The sequence below is a fragment of the Fluoribacter dumoffii NY 23 genome (assembly GCF_000236165.1).
Lineage (GTDB): Bacteria > Pseudomonadota > Gammaproteobacteria > Legionellales > Legionellaceae > Legionella > Legionella dumoffii.
The window spans coordinates 560,417-579,705 of the sequence record NZ_CM001373.1 but is presented as its reverse complement, the minus strand read 5'-3'; the positions used below and the strand labels follow the sequence as shown (position 1 = coordinate 579,705).

The following is a 19,289-nucleotide window of genomic DNA, read 5'->3' as shown; positions in this document are numbered from 1 at the left end:
CCTATTGATATTTCACTAAAAAACAAAGTATCCTGTGCAGTATGTGAACAAAGGAGGGTTCCAATGTCGGATTTTGTAACAACAAAAGGGCACACGCAAATTATCGTTCCCTTAACTATAACCCCCTTCAGTCATCAAGCACTCCCTACCATTACCGGCAGTCCATTCAGTTATGAAGCCGGCGCCGTACTGTATGGTCATTATAATATGGAATATCTCCTCCCCGGAGGCGACAGACTGCGCTTAATCGCCAACCATGATAAGAAAACAGTGCAGCTTATGTTATTTACTCATCAGGCGGATCTCATTGAACTTCTTCCGGGAGAACGGTCTTCTTCTTTGGTGGCTAACATCATCAATAAAGTTCATCGCTACCGGATACGCTCCGCAAGTTATAGCCTGCCCTTGACTCCAGCCCAGGAACAAAAGCTGCACCTTGCAAATGAATGCATCAATTCATTAAAAAAATTATTGAAAGAAGAGCGCAAGCTAAACAGCCAGGATCATGAAGGACATGAGGTACTCCGAAGGAAGGTAATTAATATAATAGGGTACTGCTCCAGTCAAAACCGGTTAATCTCAACTACTACTCCACTGGTATCGGAAGGTTTTCTGGGAGAAATCCTTTACGAATCTCATAAAGCGGCCCAACATTATTCGTTTAATCGTGTTTATTCGGTTTCCCGTCAAGATCAAATGGACTTTAGCCGTATTTTAAAAAACCATAGGGAAAAAAACCCTTGTCTTGTTTGGGATAGTGAAATCCATATCGGCGCGAACAACAAGGATTTGGATGATGCTTTAAGAGTAATTTGCGAGTATTACAAATTACCAAAGGCTGTGGGCTTAAGTGATATTCCTGCAAACAGATTTGCCCAACTAGCAGCTTTTTTTCAGAAATTATGGAGAGATGGGCAAGATTGGATTGATTATTTGGCAATGAATGCCAAGCCCCAGCATAAAACAGAGGTAGCCCAACGCTTGGATGGACTAACTATCACGCAAATAACCCCATATTACCGACTGCAAGGATTTCCTCAAAAAGGGTTTTCCGATTTAAAAACCCTGGTAACCCAACTGCTAAACAATTCCAGCGACCCCATACTTGCAGAGAGTGAGAGGAAAGCAAAAAAAATAATTACTCAAATGCCGTGTGACAGCTGGGCAATTATTGCCAGCAAGCAGCTACTCCTGATAAGACAAGAAACTAAATTGGTGCAATTACGTTATTTTATTCACGAGGGGCTTTTCTATCCATTACCAGAAGGACAAGATTTATATGTTTTAGGACAAATCAGTAAGCGTCATCTTTATTTACCCGAGCGGGTCGGCCTTAAACTTAATGCGTTTATTTCGCGTTTTCCCAGATTTTTCTCTAAATTCTATCAAAGCATGGCTCAATTTATTCATCAATTACACGAAGATTTTTTGAACCATATTCATGAGACACACCTCTCTCCAAAAACGTCCGCAGAGTTGCAGAAACAACCCAAGCATCATGCAAAAGAGAGAAAATCGCTAATTCTGGCCCTTGAAAATAGTGGCTATTTGAAAACTGGCCAAACTCTTGAGGAATTCATTAAAGAACACATCAGCAACAGTCCCTATATCATTGCACGTGCCAACCATCCGCCAAGTCCTCATGCTTATGACAACCCTTTTCATCGAACCCTGGAAATAATTCGTCATATCGCCAGTTTTTTTATTGGCGTCAGCGAAAAAAACCCGCTGATTGGTACTCTGGCGATGGCTGCATATGCCTATGGCGGCGGTGCAGTACTCGCTCCCGAATTCTTAAAGTCAATTTTAACCAAATTACACCTGAACGGTTTGATTGCAGGTATTGAGCCAACCCAAAAACTAGCACACTGGATGAGCCATGGTACAATTTCTGAAGCCATTTCAGCCTCGATAACCTATTGGCAAGGAGTTGTAGCCGGGGGTAATCTTGACAAGTTTTTTGTTGAAGCAGTAAGCGTCCTCAAGGAAGACCCAGCCGAAATTGCAATTATCGCTTCTCTGGCACTTGGTCTTGGTTACAGTTTAACTAAGGCGATCCCTTCCCTGGGACGTGAAATGGGAGAATTTCCTTACACCAATTATGCTGCCCTGGGTGGAAAAGGTGGGGCTGCTATCTATGATACGATAATGCATCCGGGCGATGATTGGTTTCTTGGCACCTGTAAATGGTTATGCAAAAATTTGGTAGTCTTGGGAAAACTCTGCATTGCGCCCTTATTTGAAGGCTACTATTACGGCCTTCATAATGGGTTAATCAGAGGGTGGAAAAAAAGCGGCAGTCTTTTTAAAATTTTCAGCAAACAAATAGTTGCAGGCAGCACGGATTTTATTTTGGCTTTGCTTACCATTCCATTGATAGAAGCAAGTGCGCTTTTTATTCACGTCCCCTTTCGTGGACTTTCGAATTTAGTCATTAACTTTTTTGCAGTCCTGGGGCATGTCAGGGATATAGGGCAATTATTTCTTTCATTTTCGGCACGGCCACCATCTGCTAACAAGTTAGCCAGCTTCAGATTCTCGCCCCTATATGGTTTTAGTTGGCCATTCGGACATTTTTCTGATAATCCATTAGCGAATCTCTGCATTAATTGTGTCCGTGGCTTATGCGTGCCCTTATTGCAATTGGCAAAAAATTTTATCCTACTGCCAATTCTTGATTTCATCTCGTTTTCTGTACGTTTAGGAATTACTGTCTTGGATCCTGTATCGCGCATTCTGAGTATTGTTTCCGGGAATATACTATGCACACTGGGTGAAGCCTGGGATAATTCTATAGGCATTTTATTCACAACGAGCGCCAAAGGAATAACTCTGACTTGCAACTGGATTGAAAACGAGGCAGGTATAATAAAACAAAACCTCTTATCCTGGATAGAAAGCCAACGCGGGCATTTATACTATTGGGCATTCGCCAAAGAAGACCAGCAATCTCACCTTATTCTAGATGATGCACAATACTATTCATCTGATCCCAGACGGTACGAGTTAATCCCCCACTCAAACAGTCATTGTTTGTTGAGAGCCCTTTTAGATGTAAGCGGGGAATCACAGGGTTTAGCAGACGAGCATAACCCTGCATCTCATTATCCAGTTATATTTGCAGTAAAAAATTCGAAAAGTATAATGGAAGTTCCTTCCCAAAACGAAGCAATTAACTATAGTATGTAGCATGCCTTGACTGGAGCAGCTAAATTTTGGTGTTTTTTTAATCAATATTATATAATTAATATATGCTGTAAGAGGAAATAGATATATGACGATTGCAAAACAAGACCTCTCAGAAGTGCTTACAGAAACTGAATATAATTCTCTAACCCAAAAATTAGACGATGCGATAGAGTCGAAAGTAACCTGGGATGATCCTAATTCTTCAATAAACCTAAGCCTTTTTGGTCTACAGGATTCCGATAGTTTAAGACGCTTCTTGTTAACACCCGCTGGAGAAACTGTAACCCATGAAATTGGTGCTGAATTGATGCTGGAACGCGCTATTGAGGAAGAGCGGCAGCTGCAACTCCAGGAAGAAATCAGAATGGAGGAGAGAAGAAGAGCCATTTTTGAGTGGCTTATGGAAGAAGATGATGCTGAAGCTCAAAAAGCGCAAAACGAAATTATTGAAATGCAAAACGAAAAGAAACGTAAGGATGAGCAAAAAGCTCAGCAAAAAACAGATGCTCCTGAATCTAAAAAGGAAACTGAAGACACTATCAAACGTTATGATGAAGCAATAAAACAACTGGAAAAAGATCAGGCAGCCCTAGAGCAGCGCTCAAAAAAATTAAAAGAGGAACGTACATTAATTACGAATAAATATGATGCAATGGAAAATAGCCTGGAGGATGCGCCTGACTTCCTGGAGAAAACGGAAGAAGAAATTGATGCTGAGATTAAAAAACTCCAGGGGGAAGCCGACAAAATTGCTGACAGTATGATGGAACCTGGCATATCCGATGAGGAAGTTTTCAAAAGAGGAGACCAGCTCAATGCCATTACCTCCAAAATCTCAAACTTAAACGATATACGTGACAGTAAAAAAACGGATGGAAAAAAATTCGTTGATGCAGAAGGAAAAACCACTACTTATCAAGAAGCTGCTTTTGTTATTCCTAAAAAACAGGAAATAGTCAAAGATAAAGATGGGAATTATTATCTTTTAAAAAATGGTCAAACAGAAAAAGATTTGCAAGATCCCAAAATAAGGAACGAAGCTCGGGAAGCCTTTAAAAGCGAGAAAAAAAATATTCAACTCGTAAAAGATGTTGTGAAAGAAACTAAAAAAGATGCATTAACCCACAATGAAACGCGTATTGCCGAAAATAAAGCCGAAACAGCAATGCTGCAAAACCAAATGAGATTAATGCAATCTGCACGTGCACAAGCACAACAAACTTTGACGAACCAAGCAACCCTTGAGCATGCATCTCCGCAGATGACCTGCCCTCAATCAAGTAAAACCCCGGGTAATATGGGTTTGGTACTCCCAATGCCGACACAATCCAATGTAACCTCTACTCCTGGGCAAAAGCCTAGCCAATTGCAAATTCAAGCGGCAGCTCAATTTGTCCAAACTGTAAATCAAAATCAACAAACAGCCAATAAATCCGGCAAGGGATATCAGTGGAACAAGTTTCTTGATGATGTTGACAAAATTGATGATCCCGCAGTCAAAGAACATGCCAAAAAATTCAGTCCTGACGGAGGAAAAACCTCACTGAAAGATAAATTGAACTTAAAAGAAACGTTAAATAAAACACCGGTACCTGATGAAATAATGAACGGATTTCTCCGGCATATGGCAAAGTTTGAGGATGCCTATAAGCCAAGTGTTACTGCTGAGCCGAGTCCTTTGGCGCAACGGGAACAAACTCAGCCTGATATTCCCTCCGCTCCTGACAGAGCGCCATCAATGTAATATTATTTTTTACAGGCGTCGAATGTAACCTGAGAGTATTCTACTCGAATACTCTGGTTACGGGTGTTAAAATTACCGCGTGCTCGTAACCATACCCACAATTTCTGCAAACAAGGATCATTATATTACTTGCTAATACCTCTTAACTCTTCTAACATTAAACTTTATGTCTTAACCCAATTGAAAGAGTTTACTAAAAAATTTACATCACTGTAGGACTCACCATGATCTTAGATAAGTTACTGGGTAATCAATCTGTAATTATATCACTGGATGTAGACAATTTTTTGTTTGAACGTTTACAACAAATCAAAGAATCGGGTTTCGATTTGGTTGAAATCAACTCAACCGATCAAAAAATATTAACCCAGGCAATTGCTCGCTATCCTTCTCTTAAAATTGGTGCCGGCAGCGTAATTGACACCCAACAACTAGAAGATTGTTATCAAGCCGGTGTCCATTTTGCCACCAGCCCTGGTTATTTACCCGCAATTGCACAAACAGCAAACGTTTATTCCATTAATTACTTACCCGGGGTGGCCACCATCTCTGAAGCAATGGCGGTGATGAGTCTCGGTTACAAGCATGTTCGCCCCTTCCCGGCGGATTTGACTTTCTGTACTTTATTAAATAAATGTCTGCCTCACCTCAAGTTATTTCCTGCCGAAATCGAATGGGAAGAAGCAGAACATTTTCTCAATTTACCCGCAGTGGCTGCTGTGAGCATTCATAATCCGGATGCAAAACAGCTCAATGCACTGACAACAGGAATTTTGGCTTAACACTCCAAAGTCAAAAAAGGGAATTACAAAAAGAGGGAGAGCGCTTCTCGAGAAGGAATATCCAATTGTTCGAGCTTGAAAAGTAAGTCGGTAAACAACTTAAATGTGTTATTCAAGCTGACAATTAATCCTGTTTATTAACCAACAAGTCCAATAAAAAAAATCCCGCACCGATGCAAATTGCACTGTCGGCAAGATTAAAGGTGGCGAAATGATGGTGCTTGTAATAAACATCTATAAAGTCTATTACATAGCCGTTAAGCGCTCTATCAAAAAGATTACCAATTGCGCCCCCTAAAATTAAACTGATGCCAGCTAAAAGCAGTTTGGCTTGACTTGCAGTACGGTATAGCCAAACTCCAAGCATAATACTCACAATGAGACTGAAACCGGCAAAAAACCACCTGTGCCAATCTCCGGCACCGCTTAAAAAACTGAAAGCTGCTCCAGAATTATAAGCCAGAGTAATATTAAACATGGGAAATACAGGCAATGGCTTATACGGAGTTAAATAAATACCTACCAGGTATTTGCTTGCTTGATCACAAACAATAACTATGAAACTGAGTACAAACCATGGCCATTTTTTCATATAAACTGCCTCATTTCCTCTTGTCCGCTAATATTGCCGACACAGCGTAAACATAACTCAGGGTGCTGAGCATCTTGACCTACATCAGGCCGTCTGTGCCAACAACGAGCACACTTTTCATATGGGCTTGCTGTCACGGCAATAGAAACCCCATAGGGAGTTGCCGCCAATCCTGTTGGAGCCGCACTCAAGGGATGGACTGTAGCTCCGGACGTTATCAATAAAAAGCGTAACTCTTCACCCAGGCGAGTCAATTTTGGCAGGACTTTATCATCTGCATATAAACTCACTTCAGCTGCTAAAGCGGAGCCAATTTCCCCTTTTTGGCGGGTTTCTTCCAACGCCCTGTTGACTTCATCACGAATTAAATGCAATTCATCCCAATCCGCCATATTCACACTGTCTATTTTTGGCCAACCATCATACCAGTGTTCCGTAAACACTGTTTCTTCGCTATAACCCGGTATGTAGCGTCCAATTTCTTCAGCCGTAAAAGACAAGATAGGTGCTAGCCAAAGAGTAAATGCCCTCACAATGTGGTACATCGCCGTTTGACAAGAACGTCTGGACTTGCTTTCTTTTGCAGTAGTGTATTGTCTGTCTTTAATCAAATCCAGGTAAAAACTTCCCATATCTACGGCGCAGAAATTATGAATTTTCTGATAAATAATATGAAATTGATAATTTTCATAAGCTTCTATAATTTCTTCTTGTAAAAGCTGGCTGCGCTTCAAAGCCCATTTATCTAACTCCAGCAGGTCTTTGTCCAGGACGCAATCGACAGCCGGGTTAAAATCAAATAAATTGGCTAACAAAAAGCGTGCTGTATTACGGATTCTTCGGTAAGCATCAGCATTGCGTTTGATGATTTCATCGGAAATACTCACTTCATGTCGATAATCTGTAGAAGCCACCCACAAACGTAAAATATCAGCACCATGTTGGTTGACAAGCTGGTCTAAAGCCACATAATTCCCTTTGGATTTAGAGAGTTTTTTACCCTCAGCATCCACAGTATAACCATGGGTCAATACTGTTTTATAAGGAGCAACACCATACATCGCCACTGAAGTCGTTAAAGAAGAGTTAAACCATCCGCGATGCTGATCAGAGCCCTCAAAATAAATATCTGCAGGGAAAGCCAATGCCTCATTTTGCTTCAAAACACAGAAATGGGTTACACCTGAATCAAACCACACATCCATAGTATCATTTATTTTGTCGTAAAATTCGGCGTCATTCCCCAGTAATTCCCTTGCATCGAGCTCAAACCAAGCATCAATACCTGATTTCTCAATAAGTAAAGCAATCTTTTCTATGAGCTCCAGGGTATCAGGGTGTAATTCCCGAGTGGTATTATGGACAAATAGAGGCATGGGGGTACCCCAAGCTCTTTGCCTTGAAATACACCAGTCCGGTCTGTTTTCAACCATATTGGCAATCCGAGCCTTACCCCAATCTGGAACCCAGGTTACTTTATCTATTTCCCTGATAATATGGTGTCTGAGCTGACTTTTATCCATGGAGATAAACCATTGTGGCGTTGCTAAAAAGATCATTGGCGATTTATGCCGCCAACAATGGGGATAGCTGTGCCTGATTGTGTCTTTAGCCAGAAGAACTCCTTTTTCAGCTAAAACATTCAAAATAGTATCATTAGACTTTAAAACATGAAGGCCAGCAAATAATTCAACATCATCAGCAAAACAACCGTTTCCTTTAACGGGATTAATTAAAGGCAGGTTATAAGCCTGTCCTACCAAATAATCGTCCGGACCATGTGCAGGTGCGGTATGTACGTTACCAGTACCAGATTCCGTAGTGACGTGTTCCCCTAAGACCACCGGTACAACCCGATTGTAAAAAGGATGATTTAATTTTAAATGTTCCAGCAACTTTCCTTTTATCGAGCCGCGGATTGTGTATTGACTCATTCCATAACGAGCCATTGCCGACTCCACCAAATCAGTGGCAAGGATTAGATACGAATCCCCAGTATCCACCAAAGAGTACTCAATCGCGGGATGCAAACAAACTGCTTCATTCGCAGGTAAAGTCCAGGGGGTAGTGGTCCAGATAGGAAGACTAACGGGTTTTATATCTGCTCTTATGTGGAATAAATTAATGAATTCCTCAGGTTGTACTGCAGAGAAAGCAACATCTATTGAAGATGAAGTCTTTTCGTCGTAATCAACCTCTGCTTCAGCTAAAGCAGAGCCACAATCGATACACCAATGCACCGGTTTAAAACCCTGTTGCAGATGACCGTTTTTGATCATTAAACCCAAGGAACGGACTATATTGGCTTCATAAAGAAAATCCATGGTCACATAGGGGTTATACCAGTCCCCAAAAACGCCTAATCGCTGAAATTCGCAGCGTTGGATATCAATTTGGCTTGCCGCATATTCACGGCATTTTTCCCGAAATACTTTCGCAGATACCTTATCCCCGACACGGCCTATCTTTTTCTCAACATTCAGTTCGATAGGTAATCCATGACAATCCCAACCCGGGATAAACGGAGCATCATATCCACTAAGCGTCTTGGATTTGATAATGATGTCTTTAAGAATTTTGTTTAATGCATGTCCACAATGCAAATGCCCATTTGCATAAGGAGGACCATCATGCAAAATAAAACGCTTATTTCCAGTCCGTGCTTTTCGAATTTTTTCATATACCTTTTTGGCCTGCCAATCAGCCAAAAACTCAGGCTCTCGAATAGCTAGGCTTGCCTTCATCGGAAATGAAGTGTTAGGAAGATTTAATGTATCTTTGTATTCTGCCATATGTTCACTCTGTGAAATCGTTAAATTTTAGCGGTTATTCCCCCCGCATCAGGAAATAGCCGTCTTCAGTGCATCTTGAATGAAAAAGATTTCGAAACCTGTTTGTTTGTTCGATTCCATCAAAATATTTTTCATTCAACTTGCATTTAAATCAAAACCCGGATTTTGATATTGAAGTGTTTCATAATTCCCAAGGAATTCTTTTGCTGCTTCAATATCATTATAAATCTGCGCAATTAAAGCATCCACTGAAGTGAATTTAACCTCATCCCGCAGTTTGTGCAAGAAAAACACCTGCAATAATTCACCATACAGTGAACGATCGAAATCGAATAGATGCACTTCCAAAATATTCTTGCTGCCCCCTACCGTAGGACGACTCCCGACATTGGCTACCCCATACACTTTTTGAGAAGCAATTTTCACCTGCACTACAAATACACCCTGTAGAGGCAGTGAAGTACGATGCAGGGCAAGATTTGCCGTTGGAATTCCCCATTGGCGCCCACGGCCATCCCCATGCAATACACGTCCACACATGCTGTAAGGCCGGCCTAAAAATTCCGCCGCGCTACACAGATCTCCATGCTGCAAAGCCATTCTAATTCGGGTTGAACTGATTCGATCTTCATTAATACAAAAATTTGAATATATACTGACATCACAAGCCTGTTCTGAACCAAGCTTCATTAATAAACTAACATCCCCCTCCCTGTTTTTGCCAAAGCGGAAATCTTCTCCTACCAGCAGATGTTTCACATTTAATACAGAAAATAAATAGGAAAGGGCAAAATCAGTTGCGGATGTTTGCGCCAGGACCTTGTCAAATTTTATACAATAAACGTAGTCAATCTGACATGAGCGCAACACCTCTAATTTTTCTCTTAAGCTGGAAAGTCGTGCGGGCGCTTTTTCCTGTTGAAAATATTCTCTAGGCTGTGGTTCGAATAATATGAGGACTAAAGGCAAATTCAAATGATTTGCTTTATCTTTTAGAGCCTTGAGAAGATTTTGATGCCCTAAATGGACTCCATCAAAATTACCAATAGTAGCTACCACGCCTTTATCAAAAGCAGAAAAATGTTGGAAGCCGCGCAACAATTTCATATGTCGTTCAATCGTGTAACTAGAAACCCAATAGTATACTTGTTTTCTGTTCCATTGAGAAATAGTAAAAGAAGTTCATTTTAGATAAAGGGTGTCTGCAGGGATGCTTGATCAGATTTTTTAAATAAACCCGGATTACCAATGCAATCCGGGCTAAAATGCATGCAGGGGCTCAGCCTTCTTCTGCATTTATATTAATTTCAGTACTTATGTATGCTTTTCTTTAGGATGTTTTTCTGAAGGGATAGAACGGACAATTAAAACATCGCAATCTGCGCCATGCAAAATGGAATTTGCTGTTGAACCCAACAATAGGGATAGGCCATGTTTTCCATGACTGCCTGTAACAATTAAGTCAATGTGGCGCTCTTGAGCGACTCTTAAAATTTCATTTTTTGTAGAGCCAAATTCAATAAACCGGTGTTTCGCATCAACCCCCAACTTTTCACCCAATTCATTCAGCTCTTTTTCAGCTTGCTCGCGGATGGACAATTCAACTTCAGCAAATCCGGCAAAACCAGGATAAGCATAAGCAGGAATAGGTTCTACGACATGAACTAATATCAAGTCAGCACCATTCTCATCAGCAATTTTTTTTGCCTTATGCGCTGCTATAATACCAACTTCGTCAAAGTCAGTAGCAAACAATACCCTCTTATACATCATTTTCTCCTTAAAATTCTTATGCCTATCTATAGACTAGCAGATTTTAAATTAATTGCATTACAAAAAGTATATCTGTCCTTATCATATAAATTCCAAATGATTCCCTCTTTTATAGAATTCCAATAAAAAAAAGAAAACAATTTGATTAACTTCAGACCTTAATAAAACCTTAATGTTTTTATATTAAACTTTGAGGCTCGTGTTTAAGCAAAGCCAGTTATTATTAGGAGTTTTTTATGCCTAAAGCATTTACACACTTGTGCAAAAAAGTAAATCTTAGTTTATATGATAATACTTTAACTGTTTATCCTAAAACAAACCTACTTGAAAATTTTCCACCCGTAAAAGACCAATTAACCCAAATTTTTCTAATGTTGTTTATACAGATGGATTGTGTTAATGCTGAGGTCGACCAGTTTTTTATAGAAAGGTCAAATGAATTGGGTGTTTATCGCTTTGTGCATCGTGACGATCCTGATCATTATTTATATCATCAGGATAACTTTAAAATGGATGATAACCATTATCATGCACAATTTCAGATTACTATTGATGAACATAAGTTAGACAGTATTTTAACCACATTGCAGAAATATTCGATTATCACAGACACAGAGCATGCCAGTTTTGTTAAAGCTTATCATGCTGCGAATACTCTTCCTGAAGTACAAGAGCTTTCCAAGCAGGTGGATGCTAAAGTAGATCCTGAAGTTGCAAAGCTAAGTAAAACTGAAAATAATGAATCTACTGCACCCCAGGATGTCAGTGAAAAGCCTGCCCGAACCACTACTTCCGACAGTAAAACTACTTTCGCGGGCCTCAAAAGAGGGTTTTTCAATCAAAAACCATCGACAAATGTCAGTCATGACACTGCCAAATTTACAATGGGGTACTAAATTTTTATCCAATCAAAGTGTCCAGGCGATCTGGCACTTTGATTGAATTTCAGTTCCACCCTTCATCCTGCCCTTAGATTTTTCTTTCAATTCATTTTCTGCTTTTTTTGTTTGATACGAGCTTCTGCTTTGGCGATTGCTTTTCGAATAGCTTGAGCCTCTTCTGATTGCTCGGGGGCCAATTTTAATAAACGCTGCCAATAATCTATTGCTTTTTCATAGGACTGACTTACGAAAGCATCCATAGCAAGCATCGCCAATGCATCGGGTTGATGGGGATTATTTTTTAATAGTCTTCGGAATATTTGGATGATTTGCTCCGTAAACTGCTGATTATTGAGTATCCATAAGCTATGAGCATAGTTCACTGCATATTGTTCATCATCCGGATTAAAATGATAGGCTTTGGCGAACGCATTCACTGCATTTTCCTTTTCGTTTTGGCTACTGTATAGACGTCCAAGCAGATACCAGCCTTTAGCACTTTTGGGATTATCATCCAATTTTGCTTTTAATTTATCGATTAACTCTTGCGGGCTTTTAACCGACTCCAGCATTTTTTTAGCTTGCTCCTGGGATTTAATATGATGAACATATTCTTGCCATCCGTTAAAACTTCCCCAATAAAAATACCCCCCAAATGCCAACAAAAAAATGGCAGGAAACAATAACAAACTGGCAATAAATCGTCGCTTGAATGGGTAAATCATAAAGCAACAGGCTATTCCTGCGAGTCCTGCCAATAAGCCCAATAACCACCATTCATTCATAAAAAACTCACTAATTCAAATATAAAAGGGTTTAAATCCAAGAGTCATCAATCATTAATCGGATTTAGCTTTCTTGCGCGACCACCAAAACAGGTACGCCAGAAAATAACAAAACCCAGGAATAAAAATACAATAGGTCCAAACCACAATAAAAATGTTACTGCCTTAACAGGAGGATTAAACAAGATGAAATCCCCATAACGGGCCGTCAAATAATCACTGATTTCAGTATCACTCTTCCCTTCTTTAACCATCTGATAAACCTGATTGCGCAAATCTTTCGCTAATTCTGCGTTCGAATCCGCCAGATCCTGGTTTTGACAAACTAAACAACGTAAATCTTTAAGTAAATGCTGAAACTGAGCTTCTTTTTGGGGTGAATCCAAAGGATAAGTACTGTTTGCCCAAATGGAGGAGGATAGAAAAAACAGAAAAGTAAGGATAAGGAAAGGTACTCGGCTGTTCATGACATCTCCTCCAGCTGCTTTATTAAAGGAGCAATTTCTTTTAGCCATACTTGTTTAGTCATGACGCCTACATGGCGATAGCGGATGGTTCCTTTCTTATCAATTACAAAAGTTTCTGGGGCTCCATAAACTCCTAAATCGATTGCAACCTTCCCATCCCGATCTTCAAACACGAGTTTATAAGGATTTCCCCACTGTTCCAGCCAGCGAAGTGCATCATCAGGCTTATCTTTGTAGTTTAATCCATAAAGGGGTACCCCTTCGCGCGCTAAGTGCAACATAAACACTTGTTCATCTATACAAGCGGCACACCAACTGGCCCAAACATTTAATAAAACGACTTGCCCCTTTAATTGGGTGGAATTAAAAAAAGTATTGGGCTCCTGCAATTGAGGCAGGCTAAATTGTGGTAATGGCTTTCCCAATTGTACGGAAGGCAACTCATGTGGATTTAAAGATAAACCGCGCCAGAGAAAGATACAAAGCAGCAAAAAAAATGCGATTGGCACAACTTTCCATCCAATTTTTCTCATGCCTCTAACTCCTGGGTCCTAACCGCCGAATATCTTTTTTGATAATAGCGCCTATCTGTCAAAGCGAAAAAACCACCTGCCAAAATCATAAATCCGCCACTCCAAATCCAGCGTATTAACGGTTTGTAATATAATCTTACAGACCATGAATTGGTAGATAATAGCTCTCCCAGCGCAATGTAGATATCTCTAAAAGGGGTTACATCGATTGCCGATTCGGTCATTGCCATTTGCCCTATCGTATACAGTCTTTTTTCAGGATAAATCAGCTTGCTTTTTCCCTTATAACTAATCTTGAACTGAGCTTTTGTTCCTTTATAATTGGGACCAGATAAAGGCTCTTGAGACATAAATTCTACTGAATAATCCAACAAAGCCACTTTTTCCCCAGGCTCCATTTGCACATCATCTTGCACGCCATAGGCTGTAGAAACTGCAATCCCGATTACCGTAGTTGCTACCCCTAAATGAGCCAGAATCATTCCCCAATAAGCTTGCCCCATTTGATGCAAACCCCGATCATAAATCCGTCTGTATGCCGCCTGCAGAGTACTTAGGATCACCCAAAAAGCCAGGATTAATCCTATGTAAGCAGATAGATTAAATTGCCTGGAAGTAGCAACTAACAAAAGTAACGGGAGTAAAAGACTAAGCAAGGCCATCTTCCAAAGTTTTTTTAATACAACCCGCCCTCGATCGCTATTCCATCTTAAATGTATGCCAATTCCCATTAACACCATTAAGGGAACCATTAAAGGGACAAATACGGAATTGAAATAAGGAGCTCCTACAGACAGTTTCCCCAGGCCTAGCCCCTCAACTATCAATGGGTATATTGTTCCCATCAGCACCGTGAGCATGATAACTACTAAAAAAACATTATTTAATAATAAAGCACTCTCTCTGGAAATGGGGCTGGGATTATTTCCTGAATGCAAGGTCTGCGCCCGGAATAGAAATAATAATAAGGAGCCGCCAATAACAAATAATAAAAACCCTAAAATATATAATCCGCGTTGGGGATCTACTGCAAATGCATGCACTGAGGTTAAAACGCCGGAACGTACAAGGAAAGTTCCAATCAAGCTTAAAGAAAAAGCAGCAATAGCAAGCAACATGGTCCAAGCTTTAAATTGTTGACGCTGCTCAGTTACTGCCAAAGAATGTAATAAAGCGGTTCCTACTAACCAGGGCATGAATGAGGCATTTTCCACGGGATCCCAAAACCACCATCCACCCCATCCCAGCTCACGATAAGCCCACCAGCTTCCCAAAGTAATACCTGCAGTTAAACAACACCATGCAGCCAATGTCCAGGGTCTGGTCCATTTCGACCAGCTTGCTTCTACTTTTCCAGCCCAAAGTGCGGCAAGCGCAAAAGCAAAGGCAACAGAAAAACCGACATATCCCATATAGAGCATAGGGGGATGGAATAAAAACCCCGGATCCTGCAATAAAGGATTCAAATCACGTCCGGAAGAATCCAAAACTTGGAATTGCCGTAAAAAAGGATTGGACGTACTGAGTAAAAAAAGGATAAATCCTATGCTTAACCAACCAAGGACAACTAAAACCCGTGTACGCATTTCCTTATCCAAACCCGAACTGCAAAAAGCCACAAGCAACGTCCAAAAGCTAAGAATGGAAACCCATAACAACATGGACCCTTCATGTCCTCCCCAAACTGCACACAGTTTATAAAACCAGGGTAAGGATATGCTCGAGTTACTCAGGACATAAATCACGGAAAAATCATCATTTAAAAAACAAAGAGTAAGGAAAAGATAGGCCAAGGCAATAAACAAAAATTGGCAAATTACATACGTAATTGCAGAATCCATCAACTTTGCTCTTTTTAACTGCAATCCGGCGAGAGGAATTACCGCAAGCATCATGGATGAGATCAATGCCAAAATTAAAGAAAAAAGTCCTAATTCTGCAATCATGAGTTTACCTTTTTGGATAAAGCAGCTTTTACTTCTGGTGGCATATAATTGGCATCATGCTTCGCCAATACTTGTGAAGCTTGAAAATGTCGGTTGTTAAGCAATTTTCCTTCTGCAACAACTCCCTGCTCCTCTCTGAATAAATCAGGAAGAATCCCTGTATAGGTCACAGTAAGCGTTTTATTAAAATCAGTAATTTTAAATTCGACCTCCAAACTTTTTTGTGAACGAACAATAGAGCCTTTCTCTACCATTCCTCCTACACGGATATTATGATTTTGTGGAGCTTCACCCATAACAGCCTGACTTGGAGTGTAAAATAAGCTGATGTTTTGTCTTAGTGCATATAAAACCAGCGCTGCAGCCAAAAATAAAACAGACATCGAAAATACTAGAATTGTTATCTTGCGTTTGCGTGCTGGAGTCATTTTATCATTTAAACCATTGTTGTAATTTTTGACGAGTCTGTTTTCCTTTCCGCTTCATGCTTAATATATTCATCAATAAAACTGCACAAACCAAACCATAAGCGGGCCAAACATATTTGGAGTATCCTCCCATCGCCACCCATTCTAAAAATTGATTCATTTAAATTCCCCTTCAAATTGAACCTTAACCCAGGATTGTCTTTTTTCTCTAAGCAATAATTCCTGGCGGGCTTTTTCTAAAATAATCCACAAACAATATAAAAAAAATCCGGCTATGGTCAGCAATAAAGGATACAACATGCTGGTATCAATTTTGGGTTTTGCAAAAACAGATAAAGTCGACCCCTGATGCAAGGTATTCCACCAATAAACGGAATAATGAATAATAGGTAAATCAATCACTCCGACCAAGGTTAAGATAGCAATGATTTTATCTCCATCCTCTTTATTTTTGAGAGCATAGTGGGTTGCTAAAATAGCTGCATAAAGCAATAAAAGAATTAATTCAGAAGTCAACCGGGCATCCCAAACCCACCAGGCTCCCCACATGGGTTTACCCCAAATGCTTCCAGTAACCAAAGCAAGAAATGCCATACTCAGGCCGATTTGCGCCACGATACTGATTAAGAGGCCTGCGATTTTAATACGCCACACCAAAAGCAATACTGCTAAAAAACCCATCCATGCATAGAGCATCATGGACAAAAAAGCACTGGGAACATGCACATAGATAATTCGGAAAGCCTCACCTTGTTGATAATCCGGTGGGGTAAATGCCAAGCCCCAAATGATACCCGCTATGAGAGCAATGAAAGCCCCAACCGCCAGACCTGGAGTAAGCCGCCCTGCAAATGAATAAAAAAATTTAGGTGATGCCAATTGATATAATAATTTCCACATAGGAATAATTGAAATCAAAAAAAGCGGATTTTAACATGCATCCCCCCATTCGCAAAATCCATTACACAAAATAAGCAGATTATCGAGGACTTTACTGAAGTATGTAACTTTACTGAGGGATGTCGCTTTACTGAGGCCGTAACAAATGACAGGTCAGGTGACATCTCACCTATCATCTACGTGCCGCGGCTTGTCAGCGGTATCCATGCGTTGGTTTTAAGAGAGGAATCTGAAGTTGTGGGACAGAGACAGTGATTATCAAGAGCACTCCAAGCTATTTCGCGGCATTTCTTGGATAATTAATTTCATGTGATAACTTATGATATGATACACGTATTGTTCGCATTTTAATCGAATGCCCCAATAGGGATCAAATTCACTAATAATTACAAAACCAGGATTGCGAATCAATATATGCCAGTCAATACCAATATTGGGCATTTAGGATTGGTTTTAATTCCATTTATGAAACTTATTAAAACAGAATCAATTAATGCTTATAGAACAAGGGTTTTGACCTATTGCTCATGAAAGAGCCTAGGTTATTTTTGAATGGTCATGAATTACTGATATAAATTAAAACTAATATTCATTTCGCACGATGATATAACCTTCATCTGTTTGACAATATCTTACTGCAGCCAGATCATTGATTATGGCTTGTAACGATTCTTTTTCAATTGGCTTTATCAGATAGCCCGCGGCGCCTAATGAGGCTGACTTTTCTCTGTCTTTACGATAATCTGAACCAGTGCACATAATCACAGGAATTTTATTGAGTATTTTATCAGCTTGAATTTGTTTCAATATTTCAAACCCATCCATTCCAGGCAAATTGATATCAAGAAATATCAGGTCAATTGGGTTATTTCGAGCAAATTGGTCATGTAACAAATTAAGGGCTTCTTTTCCGCTTTGCGCTATAAATAAATTAAAGTGTATATGCGCCCGCTCCAGGATGATTTTAGTAAATTCCATATCCTCCTTGAGATCATCGACAAATAAAATATTAGCTAATGAAGTTTGACTGGGCATATTCACTTGACTCACTGAGGTTTCTTTTATTTTTCCCTGCTTATTTACCTTAAAAGCAATTGGGAGAGTAAAAGAAAATATTGTGCCTCCTTCAATTCTGGATTTACATTCTATTGTTCCGCCATGTAATTCTAAAATTTTGGCGCATATTGCTAACCCTAAACCCGAACCCTTGCTTGTCCGGCTAGCCCGTTTAAATGGCAGAAATATGGTTTCATTGTTTTTGCTATCAAGTCCTAAACCATTATCGGATACATGAAATTCTACCCATTGTTTATTTGGATTTGCGGAAATCGATATTTCAGGAATATTTTCATTGTAATAAATGGCATTGCTGATTAAGTTTTGCATTAATTGAATCATTTGAGTTCTGTTGGCTTTCACATGGGGTAACGTCTCGGCAATGATGCGAGCATTTTTTTCCCGAATCAGATAATCAAGGTTTTTTGAAACCTCTAAGATTATCTCATTCATATCACATTCTTCTTTAATTTCTTCCTCAAATTCATCAAGTTGCATGTAATGAAACACAGTATCAATGAGCGTTAGCATGCGTTTACTGGCATTATAAATGTGTTGAAAATAGTCAACTACTCTTCCAGAAAACTGATGTTTTTCTTGATTGATGACATCGACGAAGGAACTCATGGTTCGTACAGGTTCTCTAAGATCGTGAGCCAGGGCACGGGTAAAAATTTCCAATCTATCTCGTTGGGTTCGTACATGCGCTTCTCGCTCTCGGATGGTCTCAATATGGGCTTTTAAGTCAATATAAAGGTGTGCATTTTTCAGTGCAACCGATGTCGTATCTGCAAGTGCTTGTAATATACTGAGCTCTTCTTGTGTTGGCAGGCGTTTTTTGGCCCAGTAATTGCCAATAGCACCTATAGGATCTTCTCTACGTATTGGTACCATCGCCAAACTCTTAACAAATGTGGGCCGATAAGTATCTTGTGGTATGCGGGGGTCACGATAGATATCTTCAATGACTGCTGATTGTTTATGCGAAATCACCCAACCACTGATACATGTTTTCATGGGAAAACGCTTGCCTTTCCATAATGGAGCGATTGCATTTTCCTCTACATAGTAACAAAAATCACCTTCCTTCAGTACAAAGGTCGCACCATCTGCTCCTGTGAGTTCTCGCGCTGCAAAGCGCACAATTTCGGTAATCGTTTGAATATCATTTGCTTGCGATAAATCTTGCACGACCTTAACCAAGTGTTCCATTGCTGAAACATACCAAGAAGAACATTCTTTGATGTTAGAAGTCAATTTGGCATTTTGCATAAAAACAACTCATTAAGTAAATTAATTTAATTATAGCACTGAGTTAATAGTAAAATTTTTCATCATTTCCATCCTCATTTCCTTTAACAATTAAAAGTAAATTAAATCTTATCGAAAAAATTAATCACCTTGACATCGAACCTGGCGCA

16 protein-coding genes are annotated in these 19,289 nt (G+C 39.8%); 4 read left to right on the top strand and 12 right to left on the bottom strand.

Annotated features, from left to right (window positions below; all coding sequences use genetic code 11):
* The first annotated feature begins 63 nt into the window (after positions 1-63).
* From KYQ_RS02705 to KYQ_RS02695, 3 genes are all read left to right on the top strand, one after another.
* A complete protein-coding gene (locus tag KYQ_RS02705) occupies positions 64-3,189 on the top strand; it encodes a hypothetical protein (RefSeq protein ID WP_019349621.1) in 3,126 nt (1,041 codons plus the stop codon).
* Positions 3,190-3,274: 85 nt separating this feature from the next.
* A complete protein-coding gene (locus KYQ_RS02700; RefSeq protein ID WP_010654090.1) occupies positions 3,275-4,933 on the top strand; it encodes a coiled-coil protein in 1,659 nt (552 codons plus the stop codon).
* Positions 4,934-5,157: 224 nt separating this feature from the next.
* On the top strand, positions 5,158-5,715 hold the full coding sequence (locus tag KYQ_RS02695) for a bifunctional 4-hydroxy-2-oxoglutarate aldolase/2-dehydro-3-deoxy-phosphogluconate aldolase (RefSeq protein ID WP_010654091.1): 558 nt from the start codon (positions 5,158-5,160) through the stop codon (positions 5,713-5,715).
* Between the two features lie 124 nt (positions 5,716-5,839).
* Here KYQ_RS02695 and lspA read toward each other — a convergent pair whose 3' ends face one another.
* The 4 genes from lspA to KYQ_RS02670 all read right to left on the bottom strand — a co-directional run bounded on the left by lspA (position 5,840) and on the right by KYQ_RS02670 (position 10,869).
* Positions 5,840-6,307 carry a signal peptidase II gene (gene lspA, locus KYQ_RS02690; RefSeq protein WP_010654092.1) on the bottom strand — a complete coding sequence of 156 codons (468 nt, stop codon included), beginning with the start codon at positions 6,305-6,307 and terminating at the stop codon, positions 5,840-5,842.
* Entirely contained in the window at positions 6,304-9,099 is a 2,796-nt protein-coding gene (ileS, locus tag KYQ_RS02685) for an isoleucine--tRNA ligase (RefSeq protein WP_019349620.1), read from the bottom strand. Before ileS ends, lspA begins: the two co-directional genes overlap by 4 nt.
* Positions 9,100-9,234: 135 nt before the next feature.
* Complete coding sequence (gene ribF / locus KYQ_RS02675; RefSeq protein WP_019349619.1) at positions 9,235-10,206, bottom strand: bifunctional riboflavin kinase/FAD synthetase; 972 nt, start codon at positions 10,204-10,206, stop codon at positions 9,235-9,237.
* Positions 10,207-10,413: 207 nt separating this feature from the next.
* Entirely contained in the window at positions 10,414-10,869 is a 456-nt protein-coding gene (locus KYQ_RS02670) for a universal stress protein (RefSeq protein WP_010654095.1), read from the bottom strand.
* 239 nt (positions 10,870-11,108) lie between these two features.
* Between KYQ_RS02670 and KYQ_RS02665 the strand changes: the two genes are divergently transcribed.
* Positions 11,109-11,768 (top strand): hypothetical protein, encoded by a 660-nt coding sequence (locus KYQ_RS02665; protein ID WP_010654096.1) that lies wholly within the window; start codon positions 11,109-11,111, stop codon positions 11,766-11,768.
* An 86-nt stretch (positions 11,769-11,854) separates the two neighbouring features.
* On the opposite strand, the gene KYQ_RS02660 is transcribed toward KYQ_RS02665, so the two are convergent.
* The 8 genes from KYQ_RS02660 to KYQ_RS02620 all read right to left on the bottom strand — a co-directional run bounded on the left by KYQ_RS02660 (position 11,855) and on the right by KYQ_RS02620 (position 19,140).
* Positions 11,855-12,538 (bottom strand): tetratricopeptide repeat protein, encoded by a 684-nt coding sequence (locus KYQ_RS02660; RefSeq protein ID WP_010654097.1) that lies wholly within the window; start codon positions 12,536-12,538, stop codon positions 11,855-11,857.
* 47 nt (positions 12,539-12,585) lie between these two features.
* Positions 12,586-13,005, bottom strand: a complete 420-nt coding sequence (locus KYQ_RS02655; RefSeq protein ID WP_010654098.1) for a cytochrome c-type biogenesis protein — start codon at positions 13,003-13,005, stop codon at positions 12,586-12,588.
* Complete coding sequence (locus KYQ_RS02650) at positions 13,002-13,538, bottom strand: DsbE family thiol:disulfide interchange protein (RefSeq protein ID WP_010654099.1); 537 nt, start codon at positions 13,536-13,538, stop codon at positions 13,002-13,004. Before KYQ_RS02650 ends, KYQ_RS02655 begins: the two co-directional genes overlap by 4 nt.
* Positions 13,535-15,484 carry a heme lyase CcmF/NrfE family subunit gene (locus tag KYQ_RS02645; protein WP_019349618.1) on the bottom strand — a complete coding sequence of 650 codons (1,950 nt, stop codon included), beginning with the start codon at positions 15,482-15,484 and terminating at the stop codon, positions 13,535-13,537. Before KYQ_RS02645 ends, KYQ_RS02650 begins: the two co-directional genes overlap by 4 nt.
* Positions 15,481-15,912: a cytochrome c maturation protein CcmE gene (ccmE, locus tag KYQ_RS02640; RefSeq protein WP_029488965.1), complete on the bottom strand. Its 432-nt coding sequence runs from the start codon at positions 15,910-15,912 to the stop codon at positions 15,481-15,483. The genes KYQ_RS02645 and ccmE overlap by 4 nt, the downstream gene beginning before the upstream one ends.
* Positions 15,913-15,916: 4 nt before the next feature.
* The gene (gene ccmD / locus KYQ_RS02635; protein WP_010654102.1) at positions 15,917-16,072 is read right to left on the bottom strand and encodes a heme exporter protein CcmD; all 156 of its coding nucleotides are present in this window, start codon (positions 16,070-16,072) and stop codon (positions 15,917-15,919) included.
* A complete protein-coding gene (gene ccmC, locus KYQ_RS02630) occupies positions 16,069-16,827 on the bottom strand; it encodes a heme ABC transporter permease CcmC (RefSeq protein WP_489884276.1) in 759 nt (252 codons plus the stop codon). Before ccmC ends, ccmD begins: the two co-directional genes overlap by 4 nt.
* 567 nt (positions 16,828-17,394) lie before the next feature.
* Positions 17,395-19,140, bottom strand: coding sequence for an ATP-binding protein (locus KYQ_RS02620; RefSeq protein ID WP_019349615.1), 1,746 nt, complete (start codon positions 19,138-19,140; stop codon positions 17,395-17,397).
* Positions 19,141-19,289: the final 149 nt, after the last annotated feature.

Excerpts from the sequence above, each read along its gene's own strand:
- KYQ_RS02665 (WP_010654096.1), top strand. The coding sequence starts at position 11,109 with ATGCCTAAAGCATTTACACACTTGTGCAAAAAAGTAAATCTTAGTTTA.
- KYQ_RS02695 (WP_010654091.1), top strand. The coding sequence starts at position 5,158 with ATGATCTTAGATAAGTTACTGGGTAATCAATCTGTAATTATATCACTG.
- KYQ_RS02700 (WP_010654090.1), top strand. The coding sequence starts at position 3,275 with ATGACGATTGCAAAACAAGACCTCTCAGAAGTGCTTACAGAAACTGAA.
- lspA (WP_010654092.1), bottom strand. The coding sequence starts at position 6,307 with ATGAAAAAATGGCCATGGTTTGTACTCAGTTTCATAGTTATTGTTTGT.
- KYQ_RS02645 (WP_019349618.1), bottom strand. The coding sequence starts at position 15,484 with ATGATTGCAGAATTAGGACTTTTTTCTTTAATTTTGGCATTGATCTCA.
- KYQ_RS02655 (WP_010654098.1), bottom strand. The coding sequence starts at position 13,005 with ATGAACAGCCGAGTACCTTTCCTTATCCTTACTTTTCTGTTTTTTCTA.
- ccmD (WP_010654102.1), bottom strand. The coding sequence starts at position 16,072 with ATGAATCAATTTTTAGAATGGGTGGCGATGGGAGGATACTCCAAATAT.
- KYQ_RS02705 (WP_019349621.1), top strand. The coding sequence starts at position 64 with ATGTCGGATTTTGTAACAACAAAAGGGCACACGCAAATTATCGTTCCC.
- ileS (WP_019349620.1), bottom strand. The coding sequence starts at position 9,099 with ATGGCAGAATACAAAGATACATTAAATCTTCCTAACACTTCATTTCCG.
- KYQ_RS02670 (WP_010654095.1), bottom strand. The coding sequence starts at position 10,869 with ATGTATAAGAGGGTATTGTTTGCTACTGACTTTGACGAAGTTGGTATT.
- KYQ_RS02650 (WP_010654099.1), bottom strand. The coding sequence starts at position 13,538 with ATGAGAAAAATTGGATGGAAAGTTGTGCCAATCGCATTTTTTTTGCTG.
- KYQ_RS02620 (WP_019349615.1), bottom strand. The coding sequence starts at position 19,140 with ATGCAAAATGCCAAATTGACTTCTAACATCAAAGAATGTTCTTCTTGG.
- ccmE (WP_029488965.1), bottom strand. The coding sequence starts at position 15,912 with ATGACTCCAGCACGCAAACGCAAGATAACAATTCTAGTATTTTCGATG.
- ribF (WP_019349619.1), bottom strand. The coding sequence starts at position 10,206 with ATGAAATTGTTGCGCGGCTTCCAACATTTTTCTGCTTTTGATAAAGGC.
- KYQ_RS02660 (WP_010654097.1), bottom strand. The coding sequence starts at position 12,538 with ATGAATGAATGGTGGTTATTGGGCTTATTGGCAGGACTCGCAGGAATA.